This window comes from Dyadobacter sp. 32, assembly GCF_902506755.1.
In the GTDB taxonomy this organism is placed as follows: Bacteria; Bacteroidota; Bacteroidia; order Cytophagales; family Spirosomataceae; genus Dyadobacter.
The window spans coordinates 3,882,302-3,903,765 of the sequence record NZ_LR735258.1; the positions used below are offsets into that span (position 1 = coordinate 3,882,302).

At 45.5% G+C, this 21,464-nt stretch carries 12 protein-coding genes; 2 read left to right on the plus strand and 10 right to left on the minus strand.

The window, feature by feature from the left end; genetic code table 11:
- Nucleotides 1–92: 92 nt before the first annotated feature.
- On the minus strand, nucleotides 93–5,471 hold the full coding sequence (locus tag DYADSP32_RS15730; RefSeq protein ID WP_149241849.1) for a S8 family serine peptidase: 5,379 nt from the start codon (nucleotides 5,469–5,471) through the stop codon (nucleotides 93–95).
- 253 nt (nucleotides 5,472–5,724) lie between these two features.
- On the opposite strand from DYADSP32_RS15730, the gene DYADSP32_RS15735 reads away from it, so the two are divergent.
- The gene (locus DYADSP32_RS15735) at nucleotides 5,725–6,495 is read left to right on the plus strand and encodes a shikimate dehydrogenase family protein (protein WP_149241848.1); all 771 of its coding nucleotides are present in this window, start codon (nucleotides 5,725–5,727) and stop codon (nucleotides 6,493–6,495) included.
- A gap of 292 nt (nucleotides 6,496–6,787) precedes the next feature.
- Here the strand turns inward: DYADSP32_RS15735 and DYADSP32_RS15740 are convergent, their stop codons facing one another.
- The 3 genes from DYADSP32_RS15740 to DYADSP32_RS15750 all read right to left on the minus strand — a co-directional run bounded on the left by DYADSP32_RS15740 (nucleotide 6,788) and on the right by DYADSP32_RS15750 (nucleotide 12,988).
- On the minus strand, nucleotides 6,788–7,954 hold the full coding sequence (locus DYADSP32_RS15740; RefSeq protein ID WP_149241847.1) for an NRAMP family divalent metal transporter: 1,167 nt from the start codon (nucleotides 7,952–7,954) through the stop codon (nucleotides 6,788–6,790).
- A 103-nt stretch (nucleotides 7,955–8,057) separates the two neighbouring features.
- On the minus strand, nucleotides 8,058–11,816 hold the full coding sequence (locus DYADSP32_RS15745; RefSeq protein ID WP_414617813.1) for a hydantoinase B/oxoprolinase family protein: 3,759 nt from the start codon (nucleotides 11,814–11,816) through the stop codon (nucleotides 8,058–8,060).
- Between the two features lie 71 nt (nucleotides 11,817–11,887).
- The gene (locus DYADSP32_RS15750; protein ID WP_149241845.1) at nucleotides 11,888–12,988 is read right to left on the minus strand and encodes an OmpA family protein; all 1,101 of its coding nucleotides are present in this window, start codon (nucleotides 12,986–12,988) and stop codon (nucleotides 11,888–11,890) included.
- A gap of 379 nt (nucleotides 12,989–13,367) precedes the next feature.
- On the opposite strand from DYADSP32_RS15750, the gene DYADSP32_RS15755 reads away from it, so the two are divergent.
- Nucleotides 13,368–14,162, plus strand: a complete 795-nt coding sequence (locus DYADSP32_RS15755; RefSeq protein WP_149241844.1) for an SDR family oxidoreductase — start codon at nucleotides 13,368–13,370, stop codon at nucleotides 14,160–14,162.
- A 722-nt stretch (nucleotides 14,163–14,884) separates the two neighbouring features.
- Here DYADSP32_RS15755 and DYADSP32_RS15760 read toward each other — a convergent pair.
- The 6 genes from DYADSP32_RS15760 to DYADSP32_RS15785 all read right to left on the minus strand — a co-directional run bounded on the left by DYADSP32_RS15760 (nucleotide 14,885) and on the right by DYADSP32_RS15785 (nucleotide 21,379).
- The gene (locus DYADSP32_RS15760; protein ID WP_149241842.1) at nucleotides 14,885–15,184 is read right to left on the minus strand and encodes a Dabb family protein; all 300 of its coding nucleotides are present in this window, start codon (nucleotides 15,182–15,184) and stop codon (nucleotides 14,885–14,887) included.
- A 90-nt stretch (nucleotides 15,185–15,274) separates the two neighbouring features.
- On the minus strand, nucleotides 15,275–16,369 hold the full coding sequence (locus tag DYADSP32_RS15765; RefSeq protein ID WP_149244819.1) for an ATP-binding protein: 1,095 nt from the start codon (nucleotides 16,367–16,369) through the stop codon (nucleotides 15,275–15,277).
- Between the two features lie 374 nt (nucleotides 16,370–16,743).
- On the minus strand, nucleotides 16,744–18,018 hold the full coding sequence (locus DYADSP32_RS15770; RefSeq protein WP_149241841.1) for a Glu/Leu/Phe/Val family dehydrogenase: 1,275 nt from the start codon (nucleotides 18,016–18,018) through the stop codon (nucleotides 16,744–16,746).
- 799 nt (nucleotides 18,019–18,817) lie between these two features.
- Nucleotides 18,818–20,632, minus strand: a complete 1,815-nt coding sequence (gene typA / locus DYADSP32_RS15775) for a translational GTPase TypA (protein WP_149241840.1) — start codon at nucleotides 20,630–20,632, stop codon at nucleotides 18,818–18,820.
- 212 nt (nucleotides 20,633–20,844) lie between these two features.
- On the minus strand, nucleotides 20,845–21,114 hold the full coding sequence (locus DYADSP32_RS15780; protein WP_149241839.1) for a DUF2442 domain-containing protein: 270 nt from the start codon (nucleotides 21,112–21,114) through the stop codon (nucleotides 20,845–20,847).
- A gap of 1 nt (nucleotide 21,115) precedes the next feature.
- Nucleotides 21,116–21,379 (minus strand): DUF4160 domain-containing protein, encoded by a 264-nt coding sequence (locus tag DYADSP32_RS15785; protein WP_149241838.1) that lies wholly within the window; start codon nucleotides 21,377–21,379, stop codon nucleotides 21,116–21,118.
- Nucleotides 21,380–21,464: the final 85 nt, after the last annotated feature.

Here is a 21,464-nt window from a genome sequence, read left to right on the forward strand (position 1 = left end):
AGTTACAGCCACAAACCGAAAGAAAACCCACTTTTCTACACTTTTCACATGCCGCAGGGAGCAACACCATGTTACTCACCGGCCAATCATACTTATTCCAGGATCACTTTAAAAATTTGTTTTTCCCCTCTGCTTACGACTTCCAGTAAGTAAATACCCTTACTATACTCATTGGAGGACATATCAATCTTGAAACTTTGGGCGTGTTCACGAGCCGAAACCACTGCCTTCCGAAATAGCTTTCCACTCTTATCATATACATTTACAACTGATTCTCCTCTTCCCGCGCCCGGGAACTCAACATGAAACAGGGCGTTGGAAGGATTCGGATACACCCGCCACGCGGCTGTTTCATCAAACACCACAGCACGCAGCCCCGAATACGCAAAGCTACCATCCCGATCTACCATTTTCAAACGATAATACCTGGTATCATATCCCTCCACATCAGTATCGGTAAACAAATATTTCAAACCAGATTGTACATTCCCCTTTCCATCTAGCTCTCCTAGTTTCTGAAATCTGTTCATACGAACAGCCTCGGATCCCAGGGCAAGCTCAACTTCAAAATACCCGAAATTATCTTCTGATGAAGTAGTCCATTCCAGAAAAACCTGCCTGGAGGTTTCGGCCGATGTCCCCTTTTTAGCCGTAAAACCAACCAACTCGACGGGCAATGGAGCACTTTGGGTAATAATCGCGTCCTTTGCCAGCCAAAACTCAGAAAAAGAGCGCGTTTTAAATTCCGCATAATAGCCATTGTCATAAGGAACCTTCAACACATTCTCAGCCGAAAAAAACGACCAGCCACTTTCGTCTGTGTCGTTAGCAAGGCTACCATCTTCCTTAGACAGGTCGCTGGTGCTATATTTCGACAATGATAAATTATAGACACTGGAAGGCACTACGCAGCCAATGCATTCCGATGATCCGATCATGGTTTCAAACTCTGAATCCTGAAAATATAGACGAACTGTTGACTCCTGTGCAAAGCTGCTTCCAGTGGGCTTTATCGTAAAATTTCTATCCAGGTAATATTGTCCCTTATGGTATCTTACAGGGGAAGAATGGATGTACGCCTGCACACTGGTGTTTCCCAGATTATTGTTGTTAGGCATTATGGAAGCGATTATCTGGTCGTTGTCTGTAAAATTGACCCATCCATTACCGTTGACCGACTGCTGCGTTACAACCTGCGACGACACACCACCGGCATAGATTCTTTTCTGAAGATCATAAATATGGATATCGTCAATGGCAATTCCTTCACGCGTATTGCCCGAGTTACTTTGCATCACAAAACGGAAGCGGATGTTGGGGGCTCCAGTAGGAATAGAAATCGTACTGACATGCCATCTGGTGTAGTCCTTTATGCTCCATACATCCTTCCCATTAGCAGTTTCATCGTACCAATTGGTGCCCTGCCCCTTAGAGCCAAGCCTTAGCCAACCATTTCCGTCTGTCGAATACTCTACAAATACAACGTCACAGGTTTCGCTTTCGCAGTCGTCGATATCCATTGCCACACTGAAGCTCAATGTGGGATTAGTAAGCCCGGCGATGCTGAAACAGGGCGAATACAAATAGGAGTTTTCCAGATCATTATAGCTACCGGTCAAAGAGGTTTTCCATGCCTTTGTTCCACTCGCAGCTCCATTTATTTTAGGCGAACCCGGGGTGCCATATTCCCAGGATTTATTCACACCCTCTGCACGCCAGGAGCCATTACCGGCTTCAAAATTTTGCAGATAAGGGAAAACGGAAATGGATGGAGAATTGTAGAGTTCCAGCTCTTTGGTGTTGTTGGCCGCATTTCCATCGCCATTGAGTTCAACCCATACTTTTACGACATGGCTACCGATAGCGGAAAGGTTTGTGCTTTGGTTGAAGGTATATTGAATACTCGTTGCGGCAGCAATGGAACTGATCGTACGGCTGATCACACTTCCATTGTTGATCTGCATTTTTATCGGGATATTGGAAAGCGTACCTGAGGTGTTGTTCCTTACCGTTACTTTAATGAGCTCACTGCTTCCCAGCCCGCAACTAACAGCCACTGGGCTATCTATACTCACTACCTGCACGTCGTTGGGTGCACCGGTGAAGCTGATATCGTCGATGCTGTAACCAGCCGAACTGGCTAAGTCTGCGGTGATCATATCGCCCCACTGGCCCCATCTCACCTGAAAACTTGCCGAAAAGGGCTGTCCGGCGGTTTTCAGGAAGTTACTTATCTCTATATTGGCGGTAAGCTTATAACCTGCCGACTGTGAATTTTGATTTGCAAAAAGATCATACACCTGTATCCATTCATGTTGATCGCTTCCCCGTATCCACACCTTGTTGTTCTCGTTGTTTGCCTGCCCATGATTTTTATAGCGAAAGGTGAGTCGTACATCGTCACTTACCGGATTGAAGGCTGCGAAATTAAAGGTCGATATCAGATAGCTTGTATTGCCTGCTGCGTCGTAGCGGTTGGCATCCAGGGTGAAAGCCCTGCTTCCCGAAAAGGCTATTCCGGTATTCACAAAAGACCTTAACCTTCCAATGGAGGTTGAACTTATGAAATCATAGCGATCGCCCCCATCCATCCCTATCTGCCCGGTGCCGACTTCCTGTTTGGCAAGCGTTTCGATCTGATCCACAAACGGCAGAGTCATCGGCGGATTATCCAACTGTTTGTACAACGCAGCCAGCGAATCATTCTCAGGAAAAGGATCCCCCGGTTTTTTAACAAAAACCTTCAACCGGTATGCCCCTATAGCCGAAAGGTCGACTGTTGTTGAAAATGTATGATCGTAAGATGCGTTGGGTGCAATACCGGGGCTGATCAACTCGGAGTAAACAGGGCTTCCCTCACTGCCCAATGCATAACCAACCCTAATCTCCCCATTGGATACAACATTATCAAGATTTTTGATACGAATGGTTATTTGGGTATGGGCTACAAGTTCTGTGCCCGTAAACCGCCTGCCCGATCCTGACGGGGCCACAATACGTTCTATTTTCAAATCTTTACTCCAGGTATTTCCTGCACAATTGCCACTATCGGGCATACGCTTCTTCGCAACGGCCTGGCGACCTGGATTTCCGTTAAGTCTTGGCCTTACGGAAACGTAGTAAGTGGAGTCCTTCGATAATCCGCCTATTGTGTGACTTAGCGAGGTACTTACTGCGACCGTCTTCATCTCTTGTCCTTCCAGAATCAAAACCTCATAGTCCGTTGCACCCGGCACGGCTGTCCAGTTCATCGAGATATATCCTTCACACTGCGTTTCGGACAGGGTCACAATGGGTAAAGCCAGTATGGTAAAGGGCTCACTTTCCCGCACCACGCTGCCACAGGTAATTCTTACCTTAGCCATGTCGGTAATCTCGTCCGGGATACCCCACTTCACCTGCCGGAGTTTGGGAGCAACCCCAGTATGTATGCTTCTCCACTCAGCGCCATTGTTAACCGAATATTCTACCTTAACCGTCTGATCATCATACCCATAGGAGTCCCAGCTTACATAAATGGAATCACCTTTTACGAATCTTTCCTTCCCGATGGGGTAGGTCAGATCGGTGGAAACTCCAATGGTGTCATAGACAATGAAATATTCCTGGCTTCCCTGAACCACTGTTTTCCCCCTTACAGAAATCGTATAAGTACCTGCATCCGGCCCATCGATCACCACTTGCTCCATATTATTTTTATCATCCACACCGGTTTGCAGAGTCTCCTTATTATGCAGAAGAGGCAGCACATCCGCTCCCCCCTGACGCTTCACCTTCAGGTCCAGATCGTTGACCAACATCTTACCAGAGTAAACCGAAGACGCAGGATCGTTCCAATAAAGCATGACCTTCAGTCTTGCCGTATTCTGGGGAACAGATATCGTGTGCTCGTTGGTTACTCCATTGGTTACGGATGCGTTCAAATAATTATTATTGTCAAGCATTTTGATTGATCTGAGCAGATTGAGCCACCCGAACCCATAACTGTAATCAGGACCGGCCAGCCCCTGATCTTCGGCACCATTACACACCAGGGCTTTCATCAGTGCATTTTTGGGATTGGCTTGTCCATGCAGATTCCGGTAACGTTCATAGAGCAACGCAAGTCCTCCGGCAACCGCAGGGGAGGCAAAACTGGTGCCGCTGCTTCCACCGTAGTTATCTGTTGGCGTGGTTGAATAAACCAAAGTTCCCTGTGCGGATATCTCCGGTTTGGTCCGGCCATCCTTTACTGCACCTTTGCTGGAACCGGAGGCGATCTGTCCGTTAACGGTTGTATTTCCCACAGTAAGCACATTTTTTGCAGTCTGATACCCGCTTAACACATTACCAAACCCGACAGCGCAACTAATTGCCGTATTCCCACTGTTACCAGCAGCAAAAACATGCTGCAAGTAGGGCATGTCAAAAGCTTGCTGATCCAGCATATAGGAGCTGAGGGTATATTCGCCAAAATCACTACATACTGATGGCGTAACTCCATAGGAATTATTGGTAATCACCATACCAAAATCCTTTACATAAGTGGACGCATTGGTATGTATCTTTGAATAATATTGTGCTACCAGTGTGGCTTTAGGCGCATATCCTTTGTACTTCTCATTGACGATTCCGGCACCTCCAACAATCCCCATCACGTGAAGTCCATGACCGCCAGCAATATTAGGAGCTCTGTTGATCATCCGGCCATTAAAATCGATGTGCCTCAACGGATTGGACTCATCTCCAACGCCCACCACAACCCCTTTCCCTAAAAGATTATATCCGGAAAGCGAATTTGAACGAAGGATATTTGCTCTGGAATTGGTTTCACTTTTGTCATTAATAGGTTGATCCTCGCCGGGTGCTGCTTCCACATACTTTACCACCGAAAGCGCTGCAAGCTCGGCCAGCCTGTCCTCCCTGATCTGTAATGCCAAAATTTGGTAGTTTCTGAAAACATCTGAAGTCACCTGAAATCCTGCCACTTCCAGCTCTCTCCTTACGTCATCATACGGAATGGATTTTGGAAAACTGATCCAGACGTCCAAGACCCCGGACATCCGGGCTCCCTTGGAAAGATATTCTTTGTTCTTCAGACGGGGGTTTATTTTTTGTTGGGGATCCAGCGCCATAAAGGATCTTGCACCTGCGCGTTTTAGAGCCACATCAGCCAATGAGCCCTTTACAGAAGCAATGAACGCTTTGTTCGGAATGTAGTCCAGAAGGTCTATACCCGCCTGTTTTAACTGCTCTCTTGCACTTTCGTCCGGAATTTCCTCAAACTGAATAATTACCAGATATCTTTTTCCAGAATTTGTTTTTTTCTCATTGAACTGTTTGATAACATCTGTTGAAATATTCTTTTTAAGGTTTAAAGGGCCATTTCTTAAAAAAAGCTGATATTCGGTTGCTTTTTGGCCAATCGCCGGACAGTGAAGGCTTAAACAAATGCATACAAATATATAAAGCCTTAGAAAAATAGCTTTCATAGTTAAGTCCGGCTGATGGAGATGGGCAATTAATTTTCGCCACGCTAACAAAAATTAACACGACGAATTAAATTTACAAATATTACAATATTATTTATAACAAATGGGCGAATATATTTTTTACGAAGTAGACTTGTTTAAAAAATATCATATCTCATTTCGATTAATTTAAAAATTTTGTAGAAATATTTTCTTAAAAATACTCTCCTGTCTTAGTAACATTTACCAGTTATAGAAACACATTTTAACGCATATGAATTTTTTCGGTTTAATCGGCTACCCACTTACGCATTCCTTTTCAAGACGCTACTTTTCCGACAAGTTTGAACGAGAGAGAATTAAGGAAAGCAGCTATGATCTTTATGAAATGGCAACACTTGATCCGCTCCCCGAGCTTTTGAAGAAACCGGGACTGATCGGTCTGAACGTAACCATACCGTTCAAAAAAACGGTCTTGCCATTCCTGGATGAACTTGACGACGCCTCTGCCCAGCGCATAGGTGCCGTAAACACAATCAAAGTTTATGCAGATGGAAGTACCAAAGGATTCAACACAGATTATTACGGCTTCAAACAGTCACTAACGGAGTGGTTCGACCGCCACGGGGAGCAGCCAGCCACTTTTAAAGCATTGATACTCGGAAATGGCGGGGCCGCCAAAGCAGTTCAGGTGGCACTACAGGACGTCGGAATCGAATATAAACTGGTCTCGCGACAGGCAGGAAGCGACTTCCTGCGGTATGAGGAACTGACGGAGCAAATTATGCAAGAGCATTTACTGATCGTCAATACCACCCCGCTCGGGACTTTTCCCAACATAGAAGGCTGCCCGTCTGTACCCTATCAATGGGTAACAAAACGACATTATTTATACGATCTGGTCTACAATCCGGCCGAAACTGTATTCCTGCAACATGGCAAAGCAAGTGGAGCACACATTCAAAACGGCCTTAAAATGCTTGAACTGCAGGCTGAAAAAGCCTGGGACATATGGAACTCTGAGGAAGACGTATGGGCCAACTGAAAAAAAATAATTCTACATCCCCAATATTCCTTACCCAACCCGGCAGTGGCGGTATTTGGCTGCAGATACAAATGAAACCGTTTAGAATTAAGGCTACATGAACTAAATTTTCGTAGCCTTAATTTCAAAAAAACTGATTACAAATTAAGCCCAATTTCAATAGCACAACTACTTAACTATACTTACAAGTCGCTGACGCTCTACTATATAGGCATTCCAAAAACGCAATTCAATATCCTCCCAAGACCATACGGCCTAATGGTATCTATGGACGTAAAACGCTGACAAAGCTTTATAGAAATAGTCCCGCTACCATCGAAATTAATATCAAGACCACGGCCCATCCGGCCATTTGCAGATACAATGGATGCTTATAGGTTCCGACCAATCTGGATTTGCGGCCGGCGACCAGCAAAATGGCCAGTGCCAGGGGCAACACAAAGCCATTCAATGTTCCCACGAAAATTAAAACCTTAACTGGTTTACCTACCAGAAGAAAAACGAAAGCAGAAACAAGGATGAATACGATGGTGATGAAGTTGTGATATTTTTCCAAAAGTGGATGAAAAGAACGCAGGAAGGAAACAGAGGTGTATGCCGCGCCAACCACGGAGGTAATGGCAGCACACCAAATCATGAGGCCGAATATTTGCCGTCCAAGGGAACCGGCCGCATTTTCAAAAACGGAGGCGGTCGGATTTTCAGGATTAATAGTCGCGCCTGTCATGATAATTCCCAATGTAGAAAGAAAGAGCAGATAGCGAATTAAAGCCGTAACCAGAATGCCCGTAGAAGCGCTGCGATTCACCTCACCCAGAGATGACTCTCCCTGTATACCTGAATCCAGCAACCGGTGCGCCCCGGCAAAAGATATGTAACCTCCCACCGTTCCACCTACCAGGGTTAAGGTAGCAATGGCATCAAATCGCTCTGGAAGAAAAGTATGGTAAATAGCGCTCTCCAGAGGTGGGTGCGAAGTGAATGCAACATAGAGAATCAGCCCGATCATCAGCATACCAAGCACTTTGGACAAACTGTCCATGGCTTTACCTGCCTCTTTGCATAGAAAAATTCCAATAGCCATAGCCGCGCTGGAAAGAGCCCCCACTTGCACCGGAATACCGGTCATGGCCTCGACCCCAAGTCCCGCTCCTGCTACATTGCCAATGTTAAACGCCAGACCACCTGCCACAATCAAAAACGCCAAAAGGTATCCCAGGCCCGGAAGAAGCGCATTGGCGAGATCCTGGGCACGCTTACCCGATACCGTGATAATACGCCAGATATTGAACTGCACACAGAGGTCTATGATAACAGAAATGAGTATAATAAACCCGAAACTGGTCGTGAGCTGTTGCGTAAAAACGGTTGTTTGTGTGAGAAACCCAGGCCCGACAGCCGATGTGGCCATCAGAAATGCCGCGCCTAAAACCACTTTGGAGATATTCTTTTTAGTCACGATTTCACGTTGTTTTGCTGAATGACCGCCCCCCTAAACCATAAATTGCTATCCAGGTTCCCTTATCCCTTGGACCGCTATGCCAGTTGTATTCAAATTTATTTTAAACCTGATCTTTACCATATCCGCCTCCACCCGGCGTCTTTATAGTCAGTACATCTCCGGCACTCACTTCAAGGCTGATTATCCCTGGTAGCCTGGTAGTCAAATCTCCCGAAATCAGGATGTGTTCTCCACATTTTCCATGCTCTCCACCATCCAGTCCATATGGAAAGTGTTTTCGGTGCTGGCCTAGCAGGGTCACCTGCAACGGCTGAAGAAACTGAATTTTTCTGATGATGCCATCACCGCCATGGAACTTCCCGCTTCCACCGGAATGCTTACGGATCCCGAATTCCAGCAGACGTACCGGATACTTACACTCCAGTTGCTCAGGATCGGTGATGCGCGTATTGGTCATGTGCTGATGTACGGCCGACCTTCCATGAAATCCCGGACCGGCTCCTGCACCACCACCAATGGTTTCGTAATAACCAAAGTGTTTATTTCCAAAAAGAAAGTTATTCATTGTGCCCTGGCTACAGGCCGACAGTCCGAAAGCCTTTAACAAAGTATCCACCAGCCGCTGGCTCACTTCAGTATTGCCCCCAACCACTGCCGGGCATTTCAACGGATTATCTGAAAAATCGGGATGAAGAAAACTGTTATCCGGGAGCACAATCTCAACATGAGCCATCAGGCCGTCATTGAGCGGAATATCCCTGCCCACCAGCAGCCGTAGCACATACAATATAGCGCTGTAAAGAATGGAGATATTGGCGTTCAGGTTATGGGGATGAGCCTGTGATGTCCCTGTAAAATCAAATATCTGCCTATTTTCTGCAATCGAAATGGCAACCTCAATCCGGTGACCGTCGTCCAGGAGCTCCGTTGCGGTCACTGTTTTACCATGCCAGGGCATTAGTGCGTTTTCAAGTTGAGAAGCAGCACTTGCTTTTAACAAGTTCATATACTTTCGTACCTCATCTCTACCATGGCTATCAACCAGGCCAAGGAGTCGTGCACTGCCTTTCCGAAGGGACGACAATGCTGCCAGAATATCCGCTTCATTGGAACGGAAATGGCGTGTAGGATATAGACCCGATGTAAACAGTTCATGTAAAGTTTCCCATTGAAACGCTCCTTTCCTGACCAGATATTGTGGCAATATTACCACCCCTTCCTCGATCAGGCAAGTTGCGTCCGGCGGCATTGATCCGGGTGTCTTTCCACCTATTTCTGCATGATGCGCTCTGTTGATCACATATCCCAAAAGAATACCTTCCTCGGAATAAACACCCGACAAAAGTGTTATATCCGGCAAATGTGAACCGCCGTATTTGGGATGATTGGTAATGATGACATCTCCCGGCCCTATCTCAATCGAATCCCGTACCATCCTCCCACAAATACCCATGCTTCCCAAATGAACAGGGATGTGCTGTGCATTTACAAGCAACGCGCCGTCGGGATCGAGCAGCGCACAGGAAAAATCCAGCCTCTCTTTTACATTGACCGAAAAAGCCGTTCGCTGTAACTGCAGCCCCATATCATCCGCAATGGCCTTAAATCGATTTGTAAAAAGCTGCAGGGCAACCTCCTCGCTATATGCCTGTGACACGGGATGGTGGCAGGACGTTTTAAAAGCAAAGGCATCCCTATTCCGCTGAATTACAATTTTCCATCCTGCCGGAATGTACGCGGTGGAGGTGTTATTCAGTAAAATGGATGGCCCCGGAATCTCGTCACCCGCTGATAACAAATCCCAATCGTAGATCTCCGAACCGGAATGGTGGTCATCAGTCTGAAACACGGAACGCAGTTCACGAAGCGCGACCGCCGGCTTTCCCTCCATCAAAATATTTTCAGAAACAGAATCCGCTCTCTTCTCCTGTACTTTCAATTTGATACTTTCCAGCTCTATGGTCACGCCTTCCGGGTAGTAACCGAATTGAGAAAGATATTGTGCTTTAAAATCATCAAGCGCAGTTGCCCTGTCGCAATTCACCTCTATGGTGTTTTCCTGGCCTTCAAACCGAAGAAATGCAGAAAAAAAGGAAATTTCATTTTCAAAAATTCCCTGCTCACGTAATTCCCCTTGGGCTTGCTGCCAAAGATTATTCATCATGTGATCAAGCACTAACGCTGCTTCGGTCCAGGGCATCATTACCTGTTTGGTAACAATGGTACTGATCAGCGCCTCTCCAATCCCCACGGCACTGAAAAGTCCTGCATCGTAGGGTATGATCACCTGCTCTATTTCCAACAGATCGGCCAGCTGGCAACTGTGCAAACCGCCAGCTCCGCCAAAAGTAATCAAAGCGAATTCCGCCGGGTTGATTCCTCTTTTAACGGAAATCGTCCGGATCGCATCGGCCATTTTCTCATTGGTGATGCGTTCCAGTCCCTCTAGAATTTCCACGCAAGAAAGCAGATTACCCGTTTGTTCAAAGATCTGGCTGCGCAAACCTTCCAGAACTTTTGCAGCCGCATCCGGATGCACGGGTATACCAAATTTTGCCGGGTCAAGCTTGCCGAGTAATAAATTTACATCCGTAATCGTCAGTGCCCCCCCTGCTCCGTAACAGGCAGGCCCCGGAGAGGATCCGGCACTTGCTGGCCCCACCTGTAGAGAATATCCATCGAACCAGCAAACAGAGCCGCCGCCTGCAGCAACCGTTTCTATCGCCAGAGCAGGATTGTGAAATTCAATTCCATCAATTTCGGTTACATATTTCAATTCAGGCTCGCCATCTATTTTTGCCACATCCGTGCTTGTACCACCCATGTCAAAAGTGAGCACCCTTGAAAGTCCAAACCTTTTGGCTGCATTCGCTGCTGCAACAATGCCTCCGGCAGGCCCGCTCAGCAAACTATCCTTGGCCCTGAAACCCAGCGGCTCCGAAAGACTCCCTGTGCTGGTCATGATGCTCAGCTTCCCGTCACCAAGTGATTTTTTGATGTTGCTTAAATAAACATCCAGGACCGGATCCAGGTAGGCGTTGACGACTGCTGTCTGCGTTCGGCGCAAATAGTGGGAAAATGGAAAAAGGTCGGCGGAAGCAGAAATATATTTTACCCCATTTTGGTCAAAAAAACCGGCAATGGCCGTTTCGTTTTCTTGGTTGCTATAAGCATGCAGCAGGGAAATAGCCACAGACTCAAAGTCTGACTTCAATGACTCCTGTAAATGTTGCAGATCCAGCTCCCGAACGACCTGGCCATCTGCAGACAAGCGCTCATCAACCTCAAAAACATCTGCATATAAAAGCCGGGGCTCGGGTATATCCAATTGAAAAAGGGATGGACGTTGCTGATTGCCTATATACAGCAGATCCTTGAAGCCCTTGGTGACGACCAGTAACGTTTTTGCCCCTTTACGTTCCAAAAGCGCATTGGTGCCCTTTGTAGTACCCAGGCGCATATCAATGGCCGGAAGTGCCTCCCCCAATCTGGTTTTGGTCAGCAACCTTGCAGCCAGAATAGGCGCTTCTTCTCCGGTATATAATTCGAAGTCTGCACTAGAGTCTAAGTCTGCATTTATCGTGAGCAATCGGGTGGAATAGTCGAGAGAAACCAGTGTGGCTGTTTTATCCCCAACCTGAAACACATAGCCATCCAAAAGGCCGTCCTGAAACTGCCAGGACGAGCTGAATTCAAATACAAACGGTGATACTTTCCCGACAATGCAGCCCCTGAGTCGTGCCGAACTTAAAACTTTGATCCGGAAACGACTACCTTCCGGATCCGTTGCCAGACAATCCGTAAAAGTGCCTCCGGTATCGATGTTAATTTTCCAAATGGGTCTTATTTCCGTATGCAAGGTCAAAAGTTTAATCATTCCCAAATAATGCTTCACGCAACAACCCGTTGCACGATGCCGTGACATTAAGATTACAGTTTCATAAAAACAACTCTTCTGTTCTGTAATTTACCCTCTTCACTTTTGTTGTCGGCCATAGGTTCCTTTTCACCTCTACCATCCGTCTGCAACCGGCCCGCTCCGATGCCCAATTCCACCATCTTCATTTTAACCGCATTGGCTCTCCTTTTGCTCAATAACAGGTTGGTGGCATCTTCTCCGTCCCCATCGGTATGGCCGATTATTTTTAGTTTGAGCCCCGGTGATTCATTCATGGCACCTACGAATTGCTGAATGATTTCTGTACTCCCCGGAGTTAATTGATCACTGTTGCTTGCAAACGTTATGGCATTGGTACTCACAACCCCCTTTTCCATCAAGTCTTTAATCACCTGGCTGCGCCTGTCCGTTGTAGCTTCTGCGATGACCAGATTACTGATGTAAAAATAATTGAGCTTACTCTCTTTGGCACCGTGTGTGGATGGGCAAAAGAAAAATGATTTACGAAACAATGGATTGAAGGCCGTGGGCATGTCCACCATTTTTTTCCCATCCACATAAAAACGAACCCGCCTGTCGTTAACAGCAATGGCTACTTTTATGACTTGGTTAAGCGGGGTTAGGTAAGCTACTTTTTGCAATCCAGGCTGACTTGTCTGACTATTTCTCGTTCCAAATTTAAGCCCCCCATTAACCCCATTGGAAAAGGAATGAAAAGAAAACACCACGCCATCCTTCGGACTCAATAAATTACTTATCGGAAAAGGCTTCACGCCCAAAGCGACGCTGGCCATCCGCATGGGAACATCTTCGGGAACGATCAGATCGTATTCAATGGTAAAATGCTCGGGGAGGTCTTTGGTAAGCTGAGGCCCAACCACCGATCCATCACTTATTTTCAAAAATTTATCATCAAATCCCTTCAGTTTTTTTACTTCACCAGACTTTGTACTGGTCCATTTAGCAGGAAAATCCCCCACAGCGTCTTTGCTAAAATTATCCTGGAAAATCATCCGCGATCCGGCTACAAAACCCTCTTCGATTTCGGTGGTTTCTTCCAGAGAACCAGGCTTCTGTGCATACGTCCATTGCGCAAATAGCGCAAGGCAAACAAACAATCCAATTTTTACCATGATCGTCAATTTTTAGCGTTTGGGGGATTATTTTTTAAAATCAACTATTTACCAGCAAGTTTAGGCAAAATCGCCTGCCATTTTGCCTGAATCAAAGTTATATTGATTTATTTGATAGTTGCTGAAAATTAATTTTTCGGTTCTACCGCCCGACCCGGCGCACCGGCCACCCGCACGGCTGAGGCATGCTATCAATTTTTATATATGTCACGAGGCACTAAGAATAGACCCTCAGTTGGGCCTCAGTAAGCACACTGGTTTGAGGGTTGATATTCACTAATCACTCAAAGTATCCGGGATAAGAAAAAACCAAAAGGCACGCTGGATTGTTTTACCCGTAGGCATTGTTAGCCACATGTAAACGTAAATATTTTTGAAAATGGATCTTCAATTAAAAGGAAAAACTGCTTTCATCAGCGGCTCTACACAGGGAATTGGGCTGGCAATAGCGCAAAAGCTGCTGGAAGAGGGGGCAACGGTGATCATCAACGGAAGAAGTATGGACAGGATAAATGAGGTAGTAGAAAAGCTAAAGCGTGCGGTCTCCAATGCACAGGTTTCCGGTATCGCAGCGGATTTTTCCAGGTCGGACGAAATTCAACGATTGCTCGATAAACTACCCGACATAGACATTTTGGTCAACAATGCCGGCATTTTTGAGCCCAAACCATTTACGGAAATTACGGATGCAGACTGGTTTCGGTATTTTGAGGTGAATGTCATGAGTGGCGTTCGCTTATCCAGGCATATCTTTCCCGGCATGATCCAAAGAAACTGGGGACGGATCATCTTTATTTCAAGCGAGTCGGCAGTGAACATTCCGGAAGAAATGATCCATTACGGAACCACCAAAACGGCCCAATTAGCCATAAGCCGGGGCTTGGCAGAGCTCACCAAGGGGACCAATGTCACCGTGAACTCGGTGCTACCAGGACCTACCAAATCGGAAGGTGTCGAAGAATTTGTAAAGCAGCTGGCCACGGCCAACAACGTAACTCCCGAAGAAGCCGAAAAAGACTTTTTCAAAACAGCCCGTCCCTCCTCGCTGCTACAACGATTTGCCTCGGTAGAGGAAATTGCGAACCTTGTGGCTTACGTGGCAAGCCCACTATCCTCGGGCACCAACGGTTCGGCGTTGAAAGTAGATGGTGGTGTGGCTAAATTTATTGTTTAAAGTGGTGGTATCCGTAAACCTTGTTAAAACAAATATCCAACGAACGTCGCATACAAGCACCTTCCGCTTTGATTGAAATTAATCATTTCTGCGATTTCATAAGTCGGTCTCACCCATCGTGTAAATAAACAGGCCGGGAAAAATCAACATTTTCCCCGGCCTCTATTTGTAACCTGGAGTGATCAATACCTGCTTCTCCCAGACCTCTGATTATGACTGTAATTCCGGCGATTGACGTCCCGGTTGCTCCGTCCGTAATGTCTGCGGCTGTCACGATTCCGATGAACTACCCTTGGTGGTGGCGCCGGAACTACCACAACTGTCCTCGGAGGCGGCATTCTGTGCCGGTAACCATAACCCCCATAACCGTAGTCATACGCCGGACCGCGCGTATGATACACGCAGGACGAAAAGCTGACCGCAATAATCAGCATACCGATAATTGTTGTTACTACTCTTGTTTTATTCATGGTTTGCTATTCGTTGATACCTTTTTAGAACGAACCAAAAACAGGATTAGTACCAAAAACCAGCCTTTAACAATTGTTAATATCGATGCCCCGAAAAGTTATCCACATCCAATTCCACAGAAAAAACAGCCTCAAACAACAGACGTGACGGTATTTAAAAAATTATCCACAAGTTATCCACACTACATTTGTGGATAACTTGTGGATACAACAGGCACCGTCATAGGTCAACGAAGCACGAATTTTAAACCCCTAGGCTTCTACGTCATAGATCACCACCTTTTCCCACAGGTGTGCACAGTCTTCCACAAACTTGGTATGCAGTGGGTGAACCTGATAGACATCATGACCCGCCTCATCATCAAAAACCAGTATCTCGGCAAAGCTGTATGTTGCATCAATCACCGGGCGGCGCGTCGATGCCGGCGTACCAATATAAACTGACCTGATAGATTCAATTCCTTCAAGGGTTTTGATCCCTGCCAAAAGTGCCTCTTGCGCCTCTTTGTTGTCCTTTTCTTTAAGCCAAAAAAATACGTTGTGAACAAACATGTTTTATACAAATTAAGAATTATGAATGAAGAATGATGGAATAAAAGCAATGCACCGGATCCCAATATTTTTCAAAAGGCTGTATCCTCATCAATTTACTTCGGAACTGGTCTGCTCCGGAATTTCTTTGACGAGCGTTTCAGCTCTCCCTGGTGCTTTTTCCAGTTTAAATGAAAACGTGGTGCCCTTGTCCAGCTTTGACATGACGGCAATTTTGGTGCCGTGCGCATTGATGATGTGCTTCACAATGGCAAGGCCCAATCCTGTCCCGCCTCTTTCCTTTGACCTGCTTTTATCCACCCGATAAAACCGCTCAAATATACGGTTCAAATGTTCCTGAGGAATTCCCGGCCCATTGTCCCTGATCGAAATTTCGATAAACCTTTTCCCTTCATTGAAATGCACGATCACCTTACCTCCTTCATTCCCATATTTGATCGCATTTTCAACCAGATTCAGCATAACCTGTTCCATCCGGTCTTTATCGGCACTCACCCATATCTCACTCAACTCATCCGGTTTTACTTTCAATGAGACTTTTCGGTCGGCCGCAATGTTTTCCAGCCTGCTGAAAATATTCAGCGTCAACAGGCGGATATCCACCTCTGCGATATTCATCTTGATGTCCCCGGTTTCCATTTGCGAGAGAACAAGAAGGTCTTTAACAAGCACATCGAGGCTGTCCAGATTGTTGGCCGCCTTAATGAGGAAACGCTCTCGTACATTTTCGTCGTCCATGGCCCCGTCCAGCAGGGTGTGAATAAATCCCTGAGCGGCAAAAATCGGCGTTTTGAATTCGTGAGAAACATCGGCCAGGAACTCCCGCCGGAACAATTCCAGCTTTTTCAGCTCATCGATTTCCTTTTGTTTTTTAGATACATAAACAAAAATTTCATCGTTGATCGTTTTTAATGGATTGGATTCATGGATCAGCTTTTTGCGCGGGGTCATGTTAAAGTCCCTCATTTTCAGCTTATGAATAGTCCTGTACATTTTATTAACCTCTCTGAAAACCAGGATATCAACCGTATACAGAACCAGAAAAAATGAGGTTATGAAAGCAGAAATAGATGTAACGAAAAGCATTCCCGCTGTAACCCCATCCACAAAAGCCAGAAAGGTTGTTGTAAGAAATGATATGAGCAACGCCAGTATGAATGCAATAAAACGGGGACTTAGTGACATGGGGGCATAAGCTGTCGGCAGTAAGCTATTGGCTGTCAGCGCTGAAAATGCAACCGGCAACCAGGCTCCTGCCATTTTTTTAATTCTAAAACATCATAAAGTTAACAGTCTGGCTTCGATATGCCTATTTTTATTATCTGACCATTTAATTTCTTAACATTGGGATCATGTTGGCAGTTCGAAGGTCTGATTGGTGCACCAGCCCTACTAAGATCCGCTTTTTGACAAAAGGGAGAAAACCTTTTGTGGTCTCCTCCCTTTTGTTTTTAATTTTCGACCAATCAACCCTAGCCTTTTCACTTAAAACGTACATCAGTTGACTTTAATAGTATCCTTTCTCCATTCCTCCCTTCTTCATCCTCCTTCCCCCCTTCCTAAAATCCTCCCCTGTATTTATAAGTACTCGAAACTTTATCGATGGCAACGATGTACGCTGCGATGCGAAGCGAGACTTTATATTTCAATGACGTTTCGTAAACATGGTTAAATGAATCCAGCATAATCCGATCCGTACGTCTGTTGACCCTTTCCAGCGTCCACTTGTATCCGATCCGGTTTTGGACCCATTCAAAGTAGGACACAGTAACCCCGCCTGCATTGGCCAAAATATCCGGCACAACCATGATACCCTTCTCGTTGATGATGTCGTCGGCACGAAAAGAGGTGGGCCCATTGGCACCTTCCACAATCATTTTGGCCTGGATGCCGTCCACATTTCTCCTTGTAATGACATCTTCCTTAGCCGCTGGTACCAATACATCCACCGGCAGGGTAAGCAGGTCATCACCCGGAATCAACTCAGCGCCGGTAAAGCCTTCCAGGGAGCCCCTATTTTTGTCCCGATATGCCACCGCCGCCGCAACGTCCATCCCTTTATCGTTGTAATAAGCACCTGATATATCACTGACCGCATGAATGGCAACGCCACGATCGCGCAACAGCAACGCTGCATGCGAACCCACGTTTCCAAAACCCTGAACGGCCGCTGTGGCGCGATAGGGATTGATGCGCAGCTTTTCCATTCCGGCAAGCGCAGACACCATCACGCCGCGTCCTGTAGCCTCGGTTCTGCCCAAAGACCCGCCCAATACCAGAGGCTTCCCGGTTACAACCGCCGGTACGGTCATGCCTTTCGCCTTGGAATACTCATCCATAAGCCACGCCATTTCACGCGGGCCTGTGCCCATATCCGGTGCTGGTATATCCTGGTCTGGACCAAATACGTCCAACATTGCCGTGGTGTAGGCACGCATCAGCCGCTCCATTTCACCCGCCGACATTTCTCTTGGATTACAAGCCACTCCTCCCTTGGCACCGCCATATGGAATGTCCACAACGGCACATTTCCAGGTCATCCAGGCGGCAAGCGCTCTTACCTCATCCAGATTCACACCCGGGTCGAAACGAATGCCGCCTTTGCTAGGCCCTAAAATGGTAGAATGTATAACGCGATAACCTTCAAAAGTCCTGATTTCACCGGAATCCATGGTCACCGGCAGACCAACAATCACTTGTTTACGCGGAACTTTCAGAATATGATACATCTCTTCGGAAATTCCCAAAAGCTCAACCGCTTTATCAAATCGCTGCATCATGGACTCCAACGGATTCTCTTTATCCTTAATGGGAGCAGGTTCTATATATGACATCTTTGTTTATATTAAAATATTGATATTAAGTACGTTAATGAATTTAACAGATTTATCCACACAAACATACTGTATTTGGAATGATAAAAACAAAAAACTAGATTTTCTTGAAATGATACAATAAATCAGGAAAAGTAGATTGTTTTATACTCTGGATCAACATTAAAAGGATTTAATAGAATTATGCCAATTGCCCAAATTTATTGGAAGAGTTTGGTGCTTTTTTGAAATGGGAAAAAGTGCGCGGGGTGGGCAAAAAATAAATTTCACGCAAAGATGCTAAGCAGGGCAAAGGACGCAGAGGCCAAATTGCTTTGCGGGAGACCTTCAGCATTGTGTCATTTTGGGAACGTTCACGCAAAGGTGTAAAGAATAGCAAAGATCGCAGAGGTTATTTTGAGGCCTTTGCTCTGTTACTTCTTTTGCCTTCCATGAGACCTTCAGCATTGTGCCATTTTGGGAACGTTCACGCAAAGGTGTAAAGAATAGCAAAGATCGCAGAGGTTATTTTGAGGCCTTTGCTCTGTTACTTCTTTTGCCTTCCATGAGACCTTCAGCATTGTGCCATTTTGGGAACGTTCAACGCAAAGGTGCGAAGAATGGCAAAGATCGCAGAGGTTACATTAATTTTGGGTCTTTGTTCCGTTACATCTTTTGCTTTGCGGGAGACCTTCAGCATTGTGTCACTAGTCTGAGACTAGGCACGCTTTAAACTTAACCGAAGGCGCTCTATACTAAAAGAAGGAAACGCACAAATGCGCCTCCTTCTTTAAATTCTAAACCTTAAAGTATTTTATGGTTATGCCATTTCCATTTTGGCACCATATCTTTTACGATCATTTTCTTCCAGATAGATCTTCCGCATGCGCATGCTTAGCGGAGTCACTTCCAGATACTCATCCTTTTGAATGTATTCCATGGATTCTTCCAGAGAGAAATTGATTTTCGGAGCAATTCTCAGACCATCATCGGTACCAGAAGCACGCATGTTGGTTAGTTTCTTTGCTTCCTGAAGGTTTACCACGATATCGTTGGGACGGTTATGTTCTCCGATTACCTGGCCTCCGTATATTTCATCACCTGGCTCCACAAAGAAACGTCCGCGATCCTGTAATTTGTCAATTGTATACCCTGTTGCAGGGCCGGTATTTTTAGATATGATCGAACCACTGATACGTCCTGGAATTGGCCCACGGTACGAACCAAATTCCTTAAAGCGGTGCGTCATCACGGCTTCTCCTTGTGTAGAAGTCAAGACGTTGGAACGAAGCCCGATCAACCCTCTCGAAGGAATGAGGAATTCAAGATGCTGCAAATCACCTTTTGGCTCCATAACCAGCAATTCACCTTTACGCTGCGTTGCCAGTTCAATCACTTTTCCGGCAGTTGCCTCAGGTACATCTACAACCAAAGTTTCGATTGGTTCCAGACGCTCTCCTTTTTCATCCTCTTTAAACAAAACCTGTGGCTGGCCCAATTGCAGTTCATAACCTTCACGACGCATCGTTTCGATCAGTACAGACAAGTGAAGAATACCACGTCCAAATACCAGGAATTTATCCTCAGTATCGGTTGCCTCAACACGCAGAGCAAGGTTTTTCTCTGTTTCTTTCATCAAACGATCACGTAAATGGCGCGATGTCACAAACTTACCTTCTTTACCGAAAAATGGCGAGTTGTTGATGGTGAACAACATATTCATGGTAGGCTCATCCACAGCAATACGAGCGATAGGCTCCGGATTTTCAAGATCCGCGATGGTATCACCGATTTCAAAATCATCGATACCGGTAACCGCACAAATATCTCCGGCAGTAACCTCAGCTACCTTCACCCGGCCAAGTCCTTCAAAGGTCTGAAGTTCTTTTACTTTCACTTTTTTGATAATACCATCCGCTTTGCAAAGAGATAATGTTTGCCCTTCCTTGATCACGCCACGTTTCACACGTCCGATGGCAATACGGCCAACGAATGCATTGTAATCAAGAGAAGTAATCTGCATTTGTAAAGTACCTTCATCAATGACCGGTTCAGGTATGGAAGCAATGATGGTATCAAGCAGGAAGGTAATGTTATCCGTAGGATGTTGCCAGTCCGGACCCATCCAGCCTTGTTTGGACGAACCGTAAACAGTCGTGAAGTCAAGCTGATCCTCGGTTGCACCAAGGTTAAACATCAGGTCAAAAACGTTTTCCTGAACTTCTTCTGGCCTACAGTTTTCTTTATCTACTTTATTTACAACAACAATCGGCTTCAAACCAAGGTCTATGGCTTTACCCAATACGAAACGGGTCTGCGGCATAGGACCTTCAAATGCATCGACAAGAAGCAATACCCCATCGGCCATTTTAAGTACACGCTCTACTTCTCCACCAAAGTCGGCGTGACCTGGTGTGTCGATTACGTTGATTTTTACATCTTTATAACGAACGGATACGTTTTTGGAAGTGATGGTAATACCACGTTCCCGCTCAAGGTCATTATTGTCAAGGATAAGGTCATCAAACTCCTGGTTATCGCGAAATAACTTTGAAGCATGAATAATTTTGTCAACCAATGTTGTTTTACCGTGGTCAACGTGCGCAATGATTGCGATGTTACGAATGGATTGCATTGTTTTATAGATCAGATGTTTACGACGGCCAGATTTTAGTTTGCTTTTGTGCCCTGAACCGCCGTCAGGCTATTTTTCTGTTGAACTTTGTCAAATAGGGTGCAAAGGTACAGAGTTTTTTCGCTGAATAACAGTATTTTACAATTATTTTAATGTTATCAATCCAAAAACGGGGATTGCACTGAGAGAAGTACAAATAGTGAAGAAAAATATTAAATGGTTGCAATTTCGCTTTTAGACAATCTGTAAAGATTGTCCGGATCGAAATCCACTCCATTCTCCCAACAGAGGGTTCCATAGGAGTCGAGTTTAACAGTACAAAAAAAAGCTTTGTCCGCAAGGGCGCTAATCAATCCGTCGTTAATTTTTTGATACTTATCGATAATAGGATACAAATCAATTGTCCGCACCTCTCCGGTGTTGAAAAGACAAGTAACATTGTAATTGTCGACTGCAACTATTTTTTTTATGTAGTAGAGCATACTATCTAAGCGGTTCAATTTTACTCCATGACTTCAATTCACCTTGGAGTTTCTCGAAATTAATTAATAATTCGTCTTCGTGTATGATCGCCCAAGCTTGCACAAGCTTCAATTGCTTAGGCGGCAAATAACCTTCCAACAATTCTGCCGTATCAATTTCAATAATTGCTTTAAATTCCTGAAACTCTGCATGAAAGTGTGGAGGATTGTGATCATCAAAAAACATTCTGATGACTATTCCAAGGAAACGGCTAATCTCTGGCATAGCGTGTATAAATTCTATTCAAAAATACACATTCTATTTAGTACAAAAAAAGGAGCAACCGTTTGAGCGTAGTCATCATTTTGGT